Origin of the sequence: Acidovorax sp., assembly GCF_022763525.1 — a bacterium.
Classification (GTDB): domain Bacteria; phylum Pseudomonadota; class Gammaproteobacteria; order Burkholderiales; family Burkholderiaceae_C; genus Acidovorax.
Genome location: NZ_JALEGG010000051.1, coordinates 1 through 17,915 on the forward strand (window position 1 = coordinate 1; position 17,915 = coordinate 17,915).

The 17,915-nt window shown below is 67.0% G+C and carries 15 protein-coding genes and 1 pseudogene; 8 read left to right on the forward strand and 8 right to left on the reverse strand.

The features are described from left to right. The 3 genes from MRY84_RS03655 to MRY84_RS03665 all read left to right on the forward strand — a co-directional run. Positions 1-1,807 (forward strand): 3-hydroxybutyrate oligomer hydrolase family protein (locus MRY84_RS03655; protein WP_291504396.1); only part of this gene is annotated, 1,807 nt, incomplete at its 5' end. A 120-nt stretch (positions 1,808-1,927) separates the two neighbouring features. After that, positions 1,928-3,076: an ABC transporter substrate-binding protein gene (locus MRY84_RS03660; RefSeq protein ID WP_291504397.1), complete on the forward strand. Its 1,149-nt coding sequence runs from the start codon at positions 1,928-1,930 to the stop codon at positions 3,074-3,076. Between the two features lie 51 nt (positions 3,077-3,127). Further along, positions 3,128-4,021, forward strand: coding sequence for an alpha/beta hydrolase (locus MRY84_RS03665; protein ID WP_291504398.1), 894 nt, complete (start codon positions 3,128-3,130; stop codon positions 4,019-4,021). Between the two features lie 48 nt (positions 4,022-4,069). Here the strand turns inward: MRY84_RS03665 and MRY84_RS03670 are convergent, their stop codons facing one another. Continuing rightward, positions 4,070-4,423, reverse strand: coding sequence for a hypothetical protein (locus MRY84_RS03670; RefSeq protein ID WP_291504399.1), 354 nt, complete (start codon positions 4,421-4,423; stop codon positions 4,070-4,072). Continuing rightward, the gene (locus tag MRY84_RS03675; RefSeq protein ID WP_291504400.1) at positions 4,410-4,952 is read right to left on the reverse strand and encodes a hypothetical protein; all 543 of its coding nucleotides are present in this window, start codon (positions 4,950-4,952) and stop codon (positions 4,410-4,412) included. Before MRY84_RS03675 ends, MRY84_RS03670 begins: the two co-directional genes overlap by 14 nt. Positions 4,953-5,231: 279 nt before the next feature. Between MRY84_RS03675 and MRY84_RS03680 the strand changes: the two genes are divergently transcribed. Then, the gene (locus MRY84_RS03680) at positions 5,232-6,023 is read left to right on the forward strand and encodes an SDR family NAD(P)-dependent oxidoreductase (RefSeq protein WP_291504401.1); all 792 of its coding nucleotides are present in this window, start codon (positions 5,232-5,234) and stop codon (positions 6,021-6,023) included. A 142-nt stretch (positions 6,024-6,165) separates the two neighbouring features. Here MRY84_RS03680 and MRY84_RS03685 read toward each other — a convergent pair whose 3' ends face one another. From MRY84_RS03685 to MRY84_RS03695, 3 genes and pseudogenes are all read right to left on the reverse strand, one after another. Next, positions 6,166-6,318 (reverse strand): hypothetical protein, encoded by a 153-nt coding sequence (locus MRY84_RS03685; protein WP_291504402.1) that lies wholly within the window; start codon positions 6,316-6,318, stop codon positions 6,166-6,168. Between the two features lie 113 nt (positions 6,319-6,431). Beyond that, positions 6,432-9,026, reverse strand: a complete 2,595-nt coding sequence (gene mgtA / locus MRY84_RS03690) for a magnesium-translocating P-type ATPase (protein ID WP_291504403.1) — start codon at positions 9,024-9,026, stop codon at positions 6,432-6,434. Positions 9,027-9,324: 298 nt separating this feature from the next. Further along, positions 9,325-9,507 (reverse strand): annotated as a pseudogene (locus MRY84_RS03695) (type I methionyl aminopeptidase); the annotation flags it as partial. A gap of 261 nt (positions 9,508-9,768) precedes the next feature. On the opposite strand from MRY84_RS03695, the gene MRY84_RS03700 reads away from it, so the two are divergent. Continuing rightward, a complete protein-coding gene (locus MRY84_RS03700; RefSeq protein WP_291504404.1) occupies positions 9,769-10,797 on the forward strand; it encodes a phosphotransferase in 1,029 nt (342 codons plus the stop codon). Between the two features lie 58 nt (positions 10,798-10,855). Here the strand turns inward: MRY84_RS03700 and map are convergent, their stop codons facing one another. The 3 genes from map to MRY84_RS03715 form a co-directional block, all read right to left on the reverse strand. After that, positions 10,856-11,656: a type I methionyl aminopeptidase gene (map, locus tag MRY84_RS03705; RefSeq protein ID WP_291504405.1), complete on the reverse strand. Its 801-nt coding sequence runs from the start codon at positions 11,654-11,656 to the stop codon at positions 10,856-10,858. After that, entirely contained in the window at positions 11,656-11,931 is a 276-nt protein-coding gene (locus MRY84_RS03710) for a ParD-like family protein (protein ID WP_291504406.1), read from the reverse strand. The genes map and MRY84_RS03710 overlap by 1 nt, the downstream gene beginning before the upstream one ends. Positions 11,932-12,056: 125 nt before the next feature. Next, a complete protein-coding gene (locus MRY84_RS03715; RefSeq protein WP_291504407.1) occupies positions 12,057-13,976 on the reverse strand; it encodes a sigma-54-dependent Fis family transcriptional regulator in 1,920 nt (639 codons plus the stop codon). Between the two features lie 284 nt (positions 13,977-14,260). Between MRY84_RS03715 and MRY84_RS03720 the strand changes: the two genes are divergently transcribed. The 3 genes from MRY84_RS03720 (at position 14,261) to MRY84_RS03730 (ending at position 17,678) form a co-directional block, all read left to right on the forward strand. Next, on the forward strand, positions 14,261-15,736 hold the full coding sequence (locus tag MRY84_RS03720; RefSeq protein WP_291504408.1) for a benzaldehyde dehydrogenase: 1,476 nt from the start codon (positions 14,261-14,263) through the stop codon (positions 15,734-15,736). 205 nt (positions 15,737-15,941) lie between these two features. Next, positions 15,942-16,709 carry a coniferyl-alcohol dehydrogenase gene (locus MRY84_RS03725; RefSeq protein ID WP_291504409.1) on the forward strand — a complete coding sequence of 256 codons (768 nt, stop codon included), beginning with the start codon at positions 15,942-15,944 and terminating at the stop codon, positions 16,707-16,709. A 36-nt stretch (positions 16,710-16,745) separates the two neighbouring features. After that, on the forward strand, positions 16,746-17,678 hold the full coding sequence (locus MRY84_RS03730; protein ID WP_291504410.1) for an alpha/beta hydrolase: 933 nt from the start codon (positions 16,746-16,748) through the stop codon (positions 17,676-17,678). The last annotated feature ends 237 nt before the right edge of the window (positions 17,679-17,915 follow it).

Genomic DNA, 17,915 nt, shown 5'->3' on the forward strand with positions numbered 1-17,915 from the left:
CCCCAACGTGGATGCGCAGGGCAAGGTCACCACGGGTGAAGGCAAAGTGCCGGGCACTGAATACATCGCGTTCGCCGACGATGGCACAGGCCGCAAGAACGTCACCCTCATGGTGCAGGTGCCCGCCAGTTTCGACCCCAAGAAGCCCTGCATGATCACCGCCACGTCTTCGGGATCGCGCGGGGTGTATGGCGGCATCTCCACGGGGGAGTGGGGCCTCAAGAAGGGATGCGCGGTGGCGTATTCCGACAAGGGCACGGGCGGCGCGCCGCACGAGCTGCAGAACGACACCGTGCCGCTGATCGATGGCACGCGCTCCAGTGCGGGCGTTGCGGGCAAGAACGCGGCGTTCAACGCCGGCCTCACGGCCTCCGAACTGGGTGCCTTCAACACCGCCACGCCCAACCGCTTTGCGTTCAAGCATGCGCACTCGGGCCAGAACGCCGAGAAAGACTGGGGCACCACCACGTTGCAGGCCGTGGAATTTGGCTACTACGTGCTCAACCAGCGCTACGGCGCCACCGACGCAGCGGGCCAGCGCCTCAAGACGCTGACCCCGGCCAACACCATCGTGATCGCTTCCAGCATCTCCAACGGTGGGGGGGCCGCGATTGCGGCAGCCGAGCAGGACACGCAAGGCCTCATCAGCGGCGTGGCCGTGTCCGAGCCTGCCATCGAGATGCCGGCCAACCCCGGCGTCACGGTGCGCCGCGGCAGTGCCGATGTGGCCGTCACGGGCAAGACACTGGTGGACTTCACCACCTACGCCAATCTCTACCAGGCCTGCGCGGCGCTTGCGCCCTCGGTCAGCACGAGCCCCTTTGCAGCCGCCTTCGCGGCCGGGTTTGCGGCACCTGCGCTGCCCATCGCGCCCAACCGCTGCGCCTCGCTCAGGGCGGTGGGTTTGCTCACGGCCAGCACTACGGCCACGCAAGCCGAGGAGGCGCTGCAAAAGCTGCGTTCCTATGGCTGGGAGCCCGAGTCGAACGATCTGCATGTTTCCATGGCCGCGTTCGAGGTTTCCCCCGCGGTGGCCGTGACCTTTGCCAACAGCCTCTCGCGCGCCAGCGTGCAGGACCACCTCTGCGGCTTCAGCTACGCAGCCACCGCCCCCACAGGTGGTGTCACCCCACTCGCCGCTGCTGCGTTGCCGGCCCTGTTTGCGACCGGCAACGGCGTGCCTCCTTCGGGCGGTATCAACCTGGTCAACAACCTCGGCAAGCTCGGGCCCGCGCGCGACTTTCTTTCTGTGTCGGCCGCTGGCGTGGCTGACTGGAATCTGGCGGGCGCCCTGTGCCTGCGCAACCTGGTCACCGGCACCGATGCCGCGGCCAGGAAGCTGCAAGCCGGTGTGGACGAAACCCGCCGCAGCGGCAACCTGCGCGGCAAGCCCGCCGTCATCGTGCACGGGCGTGCTGACGCACTGCTGCCGGTGAGCCATACCTCGCGCCCCTATGCCGCACTCAACAAGAAGATCGAAGGTGCGGCCAGCAAGCTCCGCTATGTGGAAGTGGCCAACGCCCAGCACTTCGACACGTTCATCGGCCTGCCCGCGGTGCTGCCGGGCTATGACACCCGCTATGTGCCGCTGCACGTGTACCTGAACCACGCGCTCGACGCGGTGTACGACCACCTCGCCAGCGGCAAGGCCTTGCCGGGCAGCCAGGTGGTGCGCACGGTGCCACGTGGTGGCACACCGGGCAGCGCACCCGCCATCACAGCCGCCAATGTGCCGCCGCCGGCCAGCACACCGGCTGCAGCCGACGCCATCGCCATCACGGCGGGCGCCATTGTCATTCCCGATTGAGTCCAGGGAGCTTTGCACGAAACGCCGTTTCCTCTGCCTGCAGGGCAGGCGCACGGGCTTACGGCCCCTGCGCCGCCCGCGGGTGCGGCTGCAAGCCACACAACCAAGGGATTTATCGACATGGACAAGGTCAAGGCATGGGGTCGCCGTTGGGTGGCCGCACTGGCGGTGGTCGGGGGGGGCGCCGCGGCACCTTCGCTGCAAGCCGCCGAAATCGTGGTGGGGCAAGTGGCCCCGCTGTCCGGCGTGCTGGCCAGCACCGGCACGCAGATGGTGCTGGGCGGCAAGATCTACTTTGACTGGGTGAATGCCCAGGGCGGCGTGCACGGCGCCACCATCCGCCAGGCGGTGGTGGACGACGCGTACAAGGTGGCCGACACCGTGAAGCTCACCCGCGAGCTGCTGGCCAAACCCGAGGTGGTGGCGCTGTACGGCTTTGCGGGCACGGCGAACATCACCCAGTTGCTGGCAGACGGCGTGCTGGAGGAGGGCGGTGCCGCGCTGGTGGCCCCTTACACGGGGGGCGAATCCCTGCGCAACCCGTTCAACCCATGGATCTTCCATGTGCGCGCGGGCTATGGCGACGAGGCCGAACACATGGTGCAGCAGCTCACCACCCTGGGCATGAACCGCGTGGCCGTGATGTACCAGGACGACGGTTTTGGCAAGGCGGGCCTTGCTGGCGTGGAAGCCGCGCTCGCCAAGCGCAACCTCCAGCTGGTGGTGGCTGCAGGGTACGAACGCAACACCGACAAGGTCGATGAGGCCGTCAAGGCGATCAAGGCGGCCGATGTGCACGCCGTCATCATGATCGCCGTGAACAAGCCAGCGGCAGCCTTTATCCAGCGCTACCGCGAGCAGGGTGGCGGCGCGCAGCTCTACAACATCTCGGTGGTGGACCCGACCGAGCTGGTCAGGCTGGCAGGCCTGAAAAACGCGCACGGACTGGGCATCAGCCAGGTGGTTCCCTACCCCTACCGGCCCCAGTTGCCGGTGGTGCGCGAGTACCACGCGCTGCTCAAGAAATACGCGCCCCAGGCCGAGATCAACTACACCAGCTTCGAGCAGTTTCTGGGCGCCAAGGTGCTGGTGGAGGCACTGCGCCGGGCGGGCCCAGCGCCTACCCGAGCCAAGGTCGTCAAGGCGCTGGAGTCGCTGCAGAGCTTCGACCTCGGCGGCGTCACGCTGGGCTACTCGCCCACCAACCGCATCGGTTCGCGCTATGTCGAGGTCACGGTCATCGGCAGCAACGGCCGCCTCATGAAGTAAGCCGCCGGTCCTTTCCTCTTTTCCGTTTTTCTGTTCCACAAGGTCGCCATCATGTCTCCCACCTCACGCTACGCCACCTGCGCTGGCTATGAAATCCATTACATGGAATGGGGCGCATCCGATGCCCCGGTGGTGATCGCCTGGCACGGCCTGGCGCGCACCGGGCGGGACATGGACCCACTCGCTGCCCATCTGGCATCGCGCTATCGCGTGATCTGCCCCGACACGCTGGGGCGGGGGTTGAGCCAGTGGGCGCGTGCGCCACAGGACGAGTACTGCCTTTCGTTTTATGCCCGCATTGCGGCCGACCTGCTGGACGAGCTTTCCGTTGACAAGGCCCATTGGGTTGGCACGTCGATGGGTGGGGCCATCGGTACGGTGTGCGCATCGGGCCTGTTTCAGCCGCGGCTCAAATGCCGCATCCAGAGCCTGGTGCTCAATGACAACGCCCCGCGCCTGGCCGATGCCGCGCTGGAACGCATCAAGGCCTACGCAGGCCACCCGCCTGCATTCGACACGGTGCGGGAGCTGGAGGCATTCTTCCGGCAGGTGTACCAACCCTATGGCTGGCTCAGCGACGCGCAGTGGCGCTTGCTGACTGAGAGCAGCACCCGCCGCCTGCCCGATGGCCGTGTGACACCGCACTACGACCCGGCCATGGTGCAGCAGTTCACGCAGCATGAGAACGATTATCTGATCTGGGACCACTACGACGCGCTGGATATTCCCGTGCTGTGCCTGCGCGGCGAGCAGTCGGACCTGGTGCTGCGCGAGACCACGGCCGAGATGCTGACCCGAGGCCCCGGTTTGCGCGGCCTGACGCGGGTGGTGGAAGTGCCCGGATGCGGCCACGCGCCCGCGCTGAATGTGCCGGAGCACTACGCGTTGATCGACTCCGCGCTGCAGGATGCCGAGGCCGGGGCCACGCGGGTGGCAGCCTGCTGATCTTCGCCGCTGGTTTCCGGCGGAGAGTTCAAGCGTGAGGTAGATGGCTCAGCGTCCGCCTGTCGAAGAGGTGCGCGAAGGCGCAGGCGGTAGTGGGCTCGCCGGTGTTGGATGGTCCGGGCGGCAGGTGCTCCCGTGTTGGCCCTCCTCGCGCCGAAGCACCTCGCCCGTGTGCACGATGCGGTAGGAGGATTCGTCCACCCGCACCACGGGCGAGCCGTCTGTCAGTTCAAAGTCGGCCGCGCCGCCACCGAAATGCAGGCCGCCCAGACTGTCCTCGTGGACGCTGGCGGCGCGCTTGCGGATGAGCGTGGCCTGCCCGTGGGCATTGCGCGCCGTGAACTGCTCGGCAACGGCAACGCCAGCGGTGCCGGACCCCGGGGGCAGATCATCGCGTGGCATTGCCGGTGCTGCTGTTGGGCGTGCTGTTGGTCGAACCCGCGTTGGCACCTGCGCCGCTCGGCGTGGATGTGCTGCCTGCTCCGCTGCCTGCACCAGCGCCTGACGCCGGGTTGCCCGCGCTGCCGGCGCCCGCGCCGCTGGTACCGAGTCCCCCCGGCGTGGCTCCGGTGCCGGTTGCGCTGTCGGCGCCCGGAGTGGAGCTGCCCCCCGCATTCGTCCCCGCACCGGTGCTGGAATCCGAAGGCCCAGGCGACGCTCCGCCCATTCCGCCCACGGAGCTGGACGTGCCTGACGCATTGGCGCCATCACTGCGGCTGTCGGTGCCCATGGTGGGTGTGCCCGGGGCGCCAGTCCCCGCGCCGGGCGAGGTCGATCCCGCCGGGGAGCCGATGGGGGGCGTCTGGTCTGTCTTGCGGTCGCAGGCGGTCAATGCCACAGCGGCCGCCGCGATCAGCGGGGCGGCCCACCATCGCTGCGCGGCAAGGGCGCGCGCTCGCAGGCCGGATGGAGAAAGTGCGTTAGGGGGCATGGGAGGTCCTTCGCTAAAGGGTGGATGACGTGGAGAGCGGCAGCCCGAAGGCCGCCGGAAAACCCATGCTCGAACATCCGTGGCTGCACGCCAGTAGGACGCCGGCGCCAGAACAATCGCTTACGGGACGATACAGGCGTGCAGCGGCGATCCCCTGGCACCGCCGGGCCAGAGCGTCGTTTCTGCTTGTAGGACGGCCGGTGGGTTTCCACGGCGTGTTAACCCACCCGGGCCATCGGGCGCCTGCTTGACCATGGCCTTTTGCTCAGGAGTTCCGCCATGGATTCGATCCCCTCTCGCCCTCTTGCGGTGGTCACTGGTGCCTCGTCCGGCATCGGCTACCACCTGGCCCGTTGCTGCGCCACGCAAGGCTTTGACCTTGTGGTGGCGGCAGACCGCCCGCTGGATGATGTCGCCGATGACTTCCGCATCCACGGCGCCCATGTGACCGTCGTGCACGCCGACTTGGCAAGCCAGCCGGGCGTGGATGACTTGTGCGAGGCCATCGGCACCCGCCCGGTGGACGCGCTGCTCGCCAATGCCGGGCACGGGCTGGGCAAGGGCTTTCTGGAGCAGGATTTTGATGATGTCCGCCACGTCATCGACACCAATGTCACCGGCACGCTGTATCTGCTGCACCGCGTGGCACCCGGCATGCGCAGCCGCGGCCAGGGACGCATTCTCATCACCGGCTCCATCGCCGGCTTCATGCCTGGCAGCTTCCAGGCGGTCTACAACGGCACCAAGGCGTTCATCGATTCCTTCGCTGCCGCGCTGCGCAATGAATTGCAGGACACGGGCGTGACCGTGACGTGCCTCATGCCGGGTCCCACGGATACAGAGTTCTTTGCCCGCGCCGACATGCTCGACACCCAGGTGGGCACCGACGACCACAAAGCCGACCCCGCGAAGGTCGCGCAGGCCGGCTTCGACGCCATGATGGACGGCGAGGCCGACGTGGTGGCGGGCCTGAAGAACAAGCTCCAGGTGGTCATGGCCAAGGTCACGCCATCGCAGGTGTTGGCCGAGCGGCACCGCCAGATGGCGGAGCCGGGGAGCGCGAAGAGTTGACTGCCGAAGGGAGGTAGAAGGCAGGGGGAGCGATGCTATGGTCTTGATGCTGCATGCCCGCACCGGCCCAGCGCTGGCGGTCGATTCGATCTGAATGGTATTGGGTCGGGCCAACGCTGGCGGTCCAACGCAGGGCGCCGGCTTAAAACCGGAACACATCGTTGCGTGCGCTAAAGCAGCTGAACAGCAAGCCCGTCGCATGACCCAGCAGATTGGCGGGGGAGGGGCTGACGTGCAGCCACATCTGCGTGTAGATGGCCAGCGCCCCCACTGCCGTGTTGGCGACCCCCGACACGGCACAGGGTCCAGCTGCGCGGTGGCATGCCGCCGTTTCTGTAGTGGCACACATTGGCCGCCAGGACGGGTGCGCCAGCTCAGCCTGCGAGGGCGGAGCCTCCTCCGCGCGGGTCATCGGGCGAAGCGCACCCTCGGCCGGGGGTGTGGCGCCGCGCGCAGCCTGCGGTAGAACCAGCGTTTGGCGGCTTCGGCACACGCCAGGTAGGCGAGCGCCAGCACGGCAATCAGCAGCAGCAGCTCCAGCGGGGGCGAGACAAAGCCCAGCAGCGAGGCCAAAGGCGAGAACGGCAGCAGCACGGCGGTGGCAACCACCCCCAGCGCTGCTGCGATCAGCCAGGGTGAGGGACGGCTGCGCCAGGGGGCGGACCGCGTACGGATGACGAAGATCACCAGCACCTGGGTGGCCATCGACTCGATGAACCACCCGGTGCGGAACAGCGCCGCTTCTGCATGGAACACCGTCAGCAGCAACCAGAAGGTGGCGAAGTCGAACACTGAGCTCACCGGCCCGAGCGTCAGCATGAAGCGGCGAATGAAATCGGGATCCCAGTCGTGGGGGTGGCGCACATACTCGGCATCCACCTCGTCCAGCGGAATGGGCGCTTCCGACAGGTCGTACAGCAGGTTGTTCAGCAGGATCTGCACCGGCAGCATCGGCAGGAAGGGCAGCATCAGGGATGCCCCGGCCATGCTGAACATGTTTCCAAAGTTCGAGCTGGTGCCCATCATGATGTACTTCATCACGTTGGCGTAGGTGCGCCGCCCTTCGATCACGCCGTCATGCAGCACGCCCAGGTCGCGGTCCAGCAGGATCATGTCGGCGGCCTCCTTGGCCACGTCAACAGCCGAATCCACCGAGACGCCCACATCCGCTTCGTGCAGCGCTGGCGCGTCGTTCACGCCGTCACCCAGAAACCCCACCACGTGGCCCCTGTGGCGCAGCGCGCGCAGGATGCGGCACTTCTGGTTGGGGGACACGCGGCAGAACGCGTCGGCCCGCTGCGCCTGCACGGCCAGGGCGGGATCGTCGAGCTGGTCGATCTGCGAGCCGGTCAGCAAAACCCTGATCTGCAGGCCCACTTGCGCGCAGACGTGGCGGGTGACCCATTCGTTGTCGCCGGTCAGCACCTTGATGTGCACATGGCTGCGCTGCAGCCGGCCCAGCGCCTGCGGAGCGCTGGCCTTGGGCGGGTCGAGGAACACCGCAAAGCCGCAAAACACCAGGGCGGTCTCGTCGTCCACGGCCGCGTGCGCATGCTCCGGGGGCACCTTCCGCCACGCGATGGCGAGCACGCGAAAGCCCTCGCGGCTCAGCGATTCGAACTGGGCAAGGCATTGCTGCCGCAAGTCCGCGCACATCGGTCGCAGCGTGTCGGCTGCCCCATCCGGGGCGCCTTCTTCCACGCTCTCGCACAGCCGCAGCACGTCTTCCGGTGCTCCCTTGACGATCAGCAGCCGCTCGCCGCCGCGCTCCACCAGCACCGAAACCCGGCGACGTTCGAAGCCGAACGGCACTTCGTCGATCTTGGACCAGCCCGCTGTGCAGCCTTCCCGTCGCTCCAGGATGGCGTCGTCCAGGGGGCTGCGCAAGCCTGACTCGAACCGGCTGTTGAGGTAGGCCAGCTCCAGCACGCGGGGGCTGTGGCGGCCGAGCGCGTCCACGTGCTTCTCCAGCCGGATGCTTGCCTCGGTCAAGGTGCCGGTCTTGTCGGTGCACAGCACGTCCATGCAGCCCAGGTTCTGGATGGCGGCGAGACGTTTTACTACCACCTGCTTTTCGGACATGCGCAGGGCCCCGCGCGACAGCGTGACCGAAACGACCATGGGAAGCAGCTCCGGCGTCAGGCCCACGGCCAGCGCCACGGCGAACATGAAGGTCTCCTGCACAGGGCGGTGGGCCAGCAGGTGCGTGAAGACCACGAGTAGCACCAGCACGAACGTGATGCGAAGGATGAGCAGGCCGAACCGGCGCGTGCCGCGTTCGAAGGCGGTGGGCCCGGCGGGCTCGCGCAGTGTGTCGGCCATGCCGCCCAGCAGGGTACCGCTACCCGTGCGGCATACCAGCAGCGTGGCGCTGCCGCTGATGACGGAGGAGCCCATGAAGGCCGCGTTAGCTGCATCGGCTGGCTCCTGCGCTTGGTCGCCGAGGTCACCAGGTGCTTTCTCGACCGGGAACGACTCCCCCGTGAGCGCGGATTGCCGCACAAAAAAGTCGCGTGCCTCGATGATGCGGCCATCCGCCGGAACGAGATCCCCGGCGCTCAACCGCACCACATCGCCCGGAACGATTTGCGATGCGGGCAGTTGCACGCATTCGCCATCGCGCAGCACCGTGGCCCGCAGTGCGACCGACTCGCACAAGCGAAGGGCCGCGTTGGCGGCGCGGTGCTCCTGAGCAAAGTCCAAGGTCACGCTGCCGACCACGATTGTCACGATCACCACGAAGCTGGTCACATCGCCCAGCAGCGCAGAAACGCCGCTGGCTGCCAGCAGCAGCAACACCAGGGGATTGCGCAAGTGCGCCAGAAACTCCAGCGCCAGCCCGCGGCGGGGCGCGGCGCGAAGGACGTTTTCTCCACAGGTTTTGAGAAGCGCGGCCGCCGCGGTGCCCGGCAAGCCATGCTCGTTCGCTCCGAGTTCCGCCCACAGTTCTGGCATCGGGCGCGTCCAGAACGGACGTACCGGCGATGGGGGCGGCTCGTGCATGTCGTCTCCTTCGCCCGGCCCACCAGCGCTGCGGCTGCGGCGCCTTGGCGGACCGAGGTGACACCCGTTCGAATTTAGTGCTGGCGCGTGGAGTTTCCTTGCGAAATCTCAACAGCACGGCGCGCTTCGGGTGCGGCAGGCCGTGTGTAGGAGGGCACCAGGCAACCCTTGATGCCCGCAGCGGGGACAAGCTGGCGTGGTGCGCGAGCGAAGATTGCTATTGTTTTGATACCGCTTGCGCCCGCCCATCAAGCGCTAGCGGCCAATTTGGCTTGAAAGCGGCAGGCGCTTGCGCGTTTCACACAGAGGGATAGGGCCCCGTGCCACCCGGCCAGGCCGTCAGCACCTCATAGCCGCTGTCCGTCACCGCCACCATGTGCTCCCACTGGGCCGAGAGCGAGCGATCCTTGGTCACCACCGTCCAGCCATCGGCCAGCTCCTTGGTTTCACGCTGGCCTGCGTTCAGCATGGGCTCGATGCTGGATGGTTTGCCGGCGGAGGAAACGGGTAGCTTCAATGCGTATAGCGGCGGCAAGCTGCCATGGTACTGGCGACGCGGATTGCTGAGGTGTGATACCGATAGTTCAATCCCAGCAGGCGGTAGCAGCCCTTTGAGGTATTTGTTTGGGATATGGCTGTTCTCCCGCTTGCACCAGCCTTGGCGGTTCAGCAAAACATCTGGGCGCAACCCATCGAACCGTGCCGCACGGGGGTTTCATGCTGCATCCATGGACAATGCCGCATGCTTTCTCTCCCCTCTCACGACCTCAACCTGGTCGTCTCCCACACCACAGCCGCTGCCTTTGCCGTGAGTGATTGGGTGGCGAAGCACTATGGCCTGCCAGTGCAGCAGTGCTACCTGATCCGCCGTAACCTCAACGACAATTACGCCGTGCGGGCCACAGATGGCAGCCGTTACGTGGCCCGGCTTTGCGCCATCCGGCCGCGCGGTCCGTTCAATGTGGATTTCGAGGTCGCGTTGCTGGACCACCTGCACGCACAGGGTGTGGGCGTGGCCACGCCGGTCTTGGCAGCGAATGGTGCTGCCAGTATTACCCTGCCGTTCCCTGAGGGGCCGCGTGCGCTGGTCTTGTTTCGCCACTGCGATGGTGCTGTACCCGATACGCCCGAGGAACTGCACCTGACCGGCGCCACGCTGGCGCGGATTCACAGCGCCGCGCAAAGCTACGCAGGCCCCGCAAGCCGCTATGTGCTGGACGGCCACCACCTTGCAGGCCGCACGCTGGACTACCTTACCGCCCATCCGGAGCTGGCCTCTTCCGTGCTGGATGCCTACCGGCAACTGATTGAGCGCCTTCTGAGCGAGTTGGCGGATGTTGAGGGCACCTTGACCCGCGTGATGTGCCACGGCGATACGCATGGCTTCAACAACCATGTGTACACCGATGCTGAGGGTGTGCAGCGCGCCGCATTCTTTGACTTTGACGACGCCGGGCCAGGGTTCCTGACCTATGACCTGTGTGTGTGGCTGTGGTCGAATCTGCCTCGCAAGGCCCCCATGGAGCCCGACGACGCCTTGCTCAAGCGCTGGCACCAGTACCTGGTTGGCTACCGCGCGGGGGGCGGCCTTGTCACCGATGCCGACCTCGCCGCCTTGCCACTGTTCTTGCAGTTGCGGCACCTGTGGAACATGGGGGAGGGCGTGGCGCGCGTCCACCACTGGGGCGCCAACATGATGTCTGCCAACTGGATCAAGAAGCAGCTCGATGTGATGGCCGCTTGGGCCCAGCTGCAATTGCCCAGCGCCTGATGTTCCCTTGCCCCGCAAGGGCGCTGGGCTCTGCACCCACTTTGCAGCGCCAGTTTGGCTATACCGCCGGATAAGCCCCCGTACCTCCCGGCCACGCCGTCAGCACCTCATAGCCGCTGTCCGTCACCGCCACCATGTGCTCCCACTGGGCGGAGAGCGAGCGGTCCTTGGTGACCACCGTCCAGCCATCGGCCAGCTCCTTCGTTTCGCGCTGGCCTGCGTTCAGCATGGGCTCGATGGTGAAGACCATGCCCGCCTCCAGCCGCAGCCCCTGGCCGCGCCGCCCGTAGTGCAGCACCTGCGGCTCATCGTGGTACACGGTGCCAATGCCGTGGCCGCAGTACTCGCGCACCACGCTGAAGTTCTCGCGCTGCGCCACCGTAGCAATGGCGTGGCCCACATCGCCCAGCGTGGCGCCGGGCTTGACTTCGCGGATGCCCGCGCACAGCGCCTCGTACGTGGTGCGCACCAGTCGCTGGGCCAGCACGCTGGGCGTGCCCACGCAGAACATGCGGCTGGTGTCGCCATACCAGCCGTCTTTTTCCACCGCCACATCAATGTTCACGATGTCACCCTTCTTCAGCATCTGCTGGGGCGAGGGGATGCCGTGGCACACGACATGGTTCACCGAGGTCAGCACCGTCTTGGGGTAGCCCAGGTAGCCCACATTGGCAGGCCGCGCGCCCTGCACGTTCACGATGTGGTCGTGGCACAGGCGGTCCAGCGCGTCGGTGGTCACGCCCGGCACCACATGCGGCTCGATCATGGCAAGCACCTCGGCCGCCAGTTGTGCGGCCCGCCGCGCCATCACCAGTTCGTCGGCCGAGCGGATCGGCACTCCTCGGTCAGCGCGGGCCATCAGTGCGGCTGCTTTCTGGTGCGTGCGGCAGGAGCGTCTGCGGCAGGCTTGCTGTCTAGCTCACCCCGCGCCGCCAGCGCCACATCCAGCCCACCCGCCAGCTCGGCCCGCACCAGCATCTGGCAAATCTCGCGGTGGTCCAGGTCGGGGTACAGCTCGGCCAGCATGCCCACGCGCATCCAGTGCTCGGCCTGGGAGTTGATGGAGCGGCTCAGCGCCGTGCTGGCCAGACGCAGGTTCTCGTGCATTTGGTCGGAAATTTTGACTATGCCCATGGGGTACTGCCTTTATGCGAAACGTATTCGAATTGTATATGTTTCGCGTATTCTGAGTTTGCCCATGTGGCTCTGGGCCTCCAGCCGAACTTTGCAACGGGATTTCTTCGCCGCGCTTTGATTTCTCAGCGTTTCACTCCAATCCCAAACTTCCGTAACCGATACGCCATGGTTGCCCGGCTGATCCCCAGCAACCGCGCCGCCAGCGCCACATTCCTGCCCGCGCTCTGCAACGCCTGCCGCAGCATCTGCTCTTCCGCCTGGTGCAGCGGTGCCACCACTGGCGTAGCGGCGGGCGTTAGCGCCACACCAGCCCGCGCACTTGCTGCCGCAGCAGCTTGCGGAACCTGCATCGCAGCAGCCCCCACACCCGCCACCCCCTGCGCATGCAACGTCCCCCCGCTGTTGCCCTGCAAGTGCAGCGACATCACCCCGCCGCCACTTTGCTCACCCCCCGCAAACAAATGATGCGGCTCAATCGGCTCGCCGTCCGTCGCCAAAATCACCGCCCGTTCAATCAGGTTCTGCAACTCGCGGATGTTGCCGGGGAAGGGGTAGTGAAACATCGCCTTCACGGCAGCCTGGCTAAAGCCGGGCACCTGTCGCTGGTGCTTGCGCTGGTAGTGAGCCAGGAAGTGGCTCATCAGCAGCGGGATGTCGTCGCGCCGCTCGCGCAGTGGGGGCAGGTGGATGGGGAAGACGTTGAGGCGGTAAAACAGGTCCTCGCGGAAGCCGCCTTCGCGCACGGCTTGGCGCAGGTCCACGTTGGTGGCGGCCACCAAGCGCACGTCCACGCGCACGGTGCGGGTGCCGCCCACGCGCTCTACCTCGCCTTCCTGCAGTGCGCGCAGCAGCTTGCCTTGGGCCACCAAACTGAGCGTCCCGATTTCGTCAAGGAAGAGAGTGCCGCCGTCGGCGCGCTCAAACCGGCCGGGGCGTGATGTGCCGGCGCCGGTGTAGGCGCCGCGCTCCACGCCGAAGAGTTCGCTCTCCACCAGCGTCTCGGGAATGGCCGCGCAGTTGATGGCCACAAAGGGCTGGCTGCTGCGGGGGCTGATGCGGTGGAGCATGCTGGCAAACATCTCCTTGCCCACGCCCGATTCGCCGGTGAACAGCACGGTGGCGGCGGTGGGGGCCACGCGCTGCAGCATGTGGCAGGCCGCGTTGAAGGCGGATGAGGCACCGACCATGGTGGCAGAGGCGTCGGGGGCCGGGGATGCGTCCGACGCCTTGTGCTGCGGCACGCCCAGGTAGGTGGCGCGGCGGGCCTTGCCGAGCAGTTTGTCGGCCAGCGCGGCGGGCGGGGTGCCCACAAAGTCCTGCGCGTTCAGGTAGAACAGGTCTTGCTCGGGGTCGTCCCAGCGCTCGGCCGATTTGCCCACTACGCGGCAGTGTGCAGCGCCGGAGGATCGGCACTCCACCTCGCGGAACACCACCATGCGGCCGAACAGCGTGCTCACGTAGCCCGTGGCGTAGCCCACCTGCATCCAGCAGGCGGGCGAGCCGCCCACGCCGTAGGCGGCAATGTGCTCGTCGTCTTCGCTGGAGTTGTGCCAGATGAATTCGCCGTCGTAGTCGCCCAGCTCGGCGTCGTAGCGGGCGTGCACCACCTCCACCTGCACCACGCCCTCCAGCGCATGCAGTCGGGTGCCGGCGATGGCCGCGGCCTGGGGCTCGGCATCGGGCCACTGCTGGCGCACCAGGCGCGCATCGCGCGCGCCGCTCACGTAGCCCGCGCGCGTCAGCAGGCCGCGCGCCTTGTCCAGGCCAATGCTGTCGATCAGCTCGCGCCGCAGCGACCCCAGAGCCTCGGAGTGCAGCAGGATCATGCGCTGGTCCTGCAGCCAGATGCGGCCATCGCCCGGCGAGAAGAACAGGCATTCGCTGATGTCGGCTACCGTGGGGTGGGCGTGCTGGCTGATGCCATGGGTATCAAACCCGCCCAGCGCGTGCGGCGGGGGACTGGGCGTGGCGCCCAGCAGGGTCTGGCCCAGGCCGATGGCCGTGCGGTTCAGGTCGGCCAGGGAGATGCGGCGTTTGGGCATGGGCGGGGCTTTATCAAAAATTCATCAAAAAGTGATCATTTGAACAATTGCAGTAGCTGCATTTGATGATGAATCGTAACGATTTGGTGCCAAAAAGTCGCCCATGCCAGCGCACCAAGAGCCTAGGGAAAGTCCGTAGCGCCCCCTCTGAAAAAGCCCGGTTTCGAGCATCTTGCAGCGGCCTTGGCAGGCCCGGCTGGTATGCGCGTTGCAAAACCAAGCCACACCGCCGCGCTGCATTGATTGATGCACACGGGGGCAACCTACAACCAAGGAGCAACGCAATGGGAATGTCAGAAAAACCGGGCCTGCTGGACAACCGCCTGTGGGCGGGCAAAGCTTTTGATGGCGCGTGGCAAACCACGCTGAGCGGCGAACGCAACGTCACCGAGCCCGCCACCGGCGAGGTGCTGGGCACCGTGGGCATTGCCAGCGCGGCCGACATGCAGGCCGCGATTGGCCGCGCAGCCAAGGCGCAAGGCGCGTGGGCCGCGCAGGGGCCGCGCGAGCGGGCAGCAGTGTTCCACCGCGCCGCCAGCATTTTTGAGCAGCACTTTGATGAGCTGGCCCTGGCCATTGCGCGGGAGACGGGCGCCATCCTGCCCAAGGGCCAGCACGAGGTGCGCGAGGCCATCACCCTGTGCCACTTGGCAGCAGCCTTGCCCATGCAGGCCCAGGGCCAGGTGCTGCCCAGCACGCCCGGGCGCCTGTCGATTGCGCGGCGCGTGCCGCACGGGGTGGTGGGCGTGATCTCGCCGTTCAACTTCCCGCTCATCCTGGGCCTGCGCTCGGTGGCCCCGGCGCTCGCACTGGGCAACGCCGTGGTGCTCAAGCCCGACACACGCACGCCCGTCAGCGGCGGCTTCATCATGGCCCGCGTGTTTGAAGAGGCGGGCCTGCCCGCGGGCCTGCTGCAGGTGGTGCCCGGCGACGCCGAGGCGGGCGAGGCGCTGGTGGTGGACGAGCGTGTGCCCATGATCGCCTTCACCGGCTCGCCCACGGTGGGCCGGCGCATTGGCGCGCTGGCGGGCCAGCACCTCAAAAAGGTGTCTCTGGAGCTGGGCGGGGCCAACAACCTCATCATCCTGGAAGACGCGGATCCGGACGCCGCCGCCAGCGCCGCTGCGTTTGGCGCATGGTTCCACCAGGGGCAGATCTGCATGGCTTCCAACCGCATCCTGGTGCACGAATCGATTGCCGATGCCATCCTGCAACGCCTGGTAGGCAAGGCCACGCACTTGCCGGTGGGCGACGGCGCGAGCGGCCAGGTGGCCCTGGGGCCGATGATCGACGCCAAGCAGCTCGAGCGCTTTGACCGCGTGATCCACGACAGCATCCAGCAGGGCGCCAAGCTGGAGGCGGGCGGCACCTTCCACGGCCTGTGCTACCAGCCCACGGTGCTCTCCGGCGTCAAGCCCGGCATCCGTTCGTTTGACGAAGAACCCTTCGGCCCCGTGGCCAACCTCGTCACCTTCCGCACCGACGACGAGGCGGTGCAACTGGCCAACACCAGCCAGGGCGGCCTGGCCGCCGCCGTCATCAGCCCCAGCGTGGGCCGCGCCATGGCCATCGGCCAGCGGCTGCGCGCGGGCATGGTCCACATCAACGACCAGACGGTGAACGACGAATGCACCAACCCCTTTGGCGGCCCTGGCGTAGGTGGCAACGGGGGCAGCGTGGGCGGGCCGGCGGACATTGACGAGTACACGCAGTGGCAGTGGATCACGGTGAAGGACACGGTGCCGCAGTTCCCGTTCTGACAGAGCACCAACCCCCGTTCAGCCTGAGCTTACCGAAGGCAGGGCGGGTGTTGTGCCCCGGCTTCGACAGGCTCAGCCCGAGCGGTTTGTAGGTGACGACATGAACCAGCGCGCCCCAGCCGGTTCACGCTGAGCGTGTCGAAGCGCCGCACAAACGCCACCACACCACCCCAAGACCACACAACATTTTCTGGAGACAACCACCATGACCCTTCACAACAAAACCATCGTCGTCACCGGCTGCTGCTCCGGCATTGGGGCAGACTTTGCCAAGCTAGCCCGCCTGCAAGGCGCCCGCGTGATCGGGGTGGACCGCAACGCCCCCACGCTCACGCTCGACGGCTTTGTGCAGGTGGACCTGGGCGACCCCGCCGCCATCAACGACGCCGTGGCCCAGCTGCCCGCCAAGGTCGATGCGCTGGCCAACATCGCGGGCGTGCCGGGCACCGCGCCGGCGGAGCTGGTGGGCCGCGTCAACTACCTGGGCCTGCGCCACTTCACCCACCGCGTGCTGGACCGCATGGGCGAGGGCGGCGCCATCGTCAACATTGCCTCCATCCTGGGGGCCGAGTGGCCGCAGCGCCTGGAGCAGCACCGCGCCCTGGGCGCCACCGCAAGCTTTGAAGAAGGCGCGAAGTGGCTGGCCGCGCACCCCGTGCCGCAAGAGACCTGCTACCAGTACTTCAAAGAGGCGCTGATCGTCTGGACCTACACCCAGTCGCAAAAGATCTTCATGGAGCGCGGCGTGCGCATGAACTGCGTGGCCCCTGGCCCGGTGTTCACGCCCATCCTGGGCGACTTTGTGCAGATGCTGGGACAAGAGCGCGTGGAGAAAGACGCCCACCGCATGAAGCGCCCCGCCTTTAGCGACGAGGTGGCGCCGGTGATCGCCTTCCTGTGCAGCGATGCATCGCGCTGGGTAAGCGGCATCAACCTGCCGGTGGATGGCGGGCTGGCTTCCACCTACCTCTAAGAAAAGAACAAAAGAAAAATCGGAGGAGACAAAAACATGTCCGCACCACAGCTCGAAGCCATCTTGCAGATGGCCGCGCAAAACCTGCCACCCGCGCAAGCCACCCCCGCGCAGCTGCGCGCCTGGTTTGACGCCAGCAACTCGCAGATGCCCCTGGCCCAGGGACTGCTGCCCATTGAAACCCTGCGCCTGCCCAACGGCGCGAGCGGCACCATGGCCGCCGAGCTGCTCAGCACCCCGCAGGCCGACCCGCGAAAGCTGGTCATCTACTACCACGCGGGCGGCTTCGTGTTTGGCTCGCTCGCATCGCACCGATCGCTGTGCTCGTACCTCGCGCAGTTCTGCGGCGCGCGCGTGCTCAATGTGGACTACCGTCTGGCGCCCGAGCATCCCGCCCCCGCCGCGCATGACGACGCATTGGCCGCCTACCAGTGGGCGCTGGACCAGGGCTACGACGCATCGGCCATCGCGCTGATGGGCGACTCCGCCGGCGGCAACCTGGCGCTGTGCACCGCGCTGCGCGCGCGGGACCAGGGCCTGCCGCTGCCCGCCGCCATCGTGGCCCTGTCCCCCGCGCTGGACCTGGCGCGCGAAGGCGAATCGCACCGCACGGTGGCGGACGACCCCTTCATCACGCCTGAGCTGATGGGCTTCTTCAACGCCATGTATGTGCCAGACGGCAACGTGCGCTCGCCCGCCATCACGCCGTTCTACCGCACCGACCTGCAGGGCCTGCCGCCCGTGCGCCTGCAGGTGGGCAGCCGCGAAATCCTGCGCGACGACGCACTCACCTTCGCTGCGCGCTTGAAGGTGGCCGGAGTGGATGCGGAATGCACTGTGTGGGAGGGCATGGTGCATTGCTGGCAGCTTTTTGCCCCGGCGCTGGACGAGGCGCTGGTGTCGCTGGAGCTGGCGGGGCGCTTTATCGCCCAGCACCAGCGCAACGCGCTGCACAGCGCGGCGGCATAGCCCGCCAGCAACGCCCGATTCGATTCCTCGCACCCGTTGCATGCGCTTTACGGCGCAGGGCGGTGCGCGGGCGCGTGCCGGGTCCGCAAGCCATTGCGCACCGAATTGAAGTACCGCATCACGTTCCATCCACCGCAGAAGGAGTTCCCCATGAACAACAACGCAACGCATTCCATCGCCACCACCACTGTGCAGCCCGAGCAAGGGGCCCCTGCAGACCAGGCCCCCGCCACCATC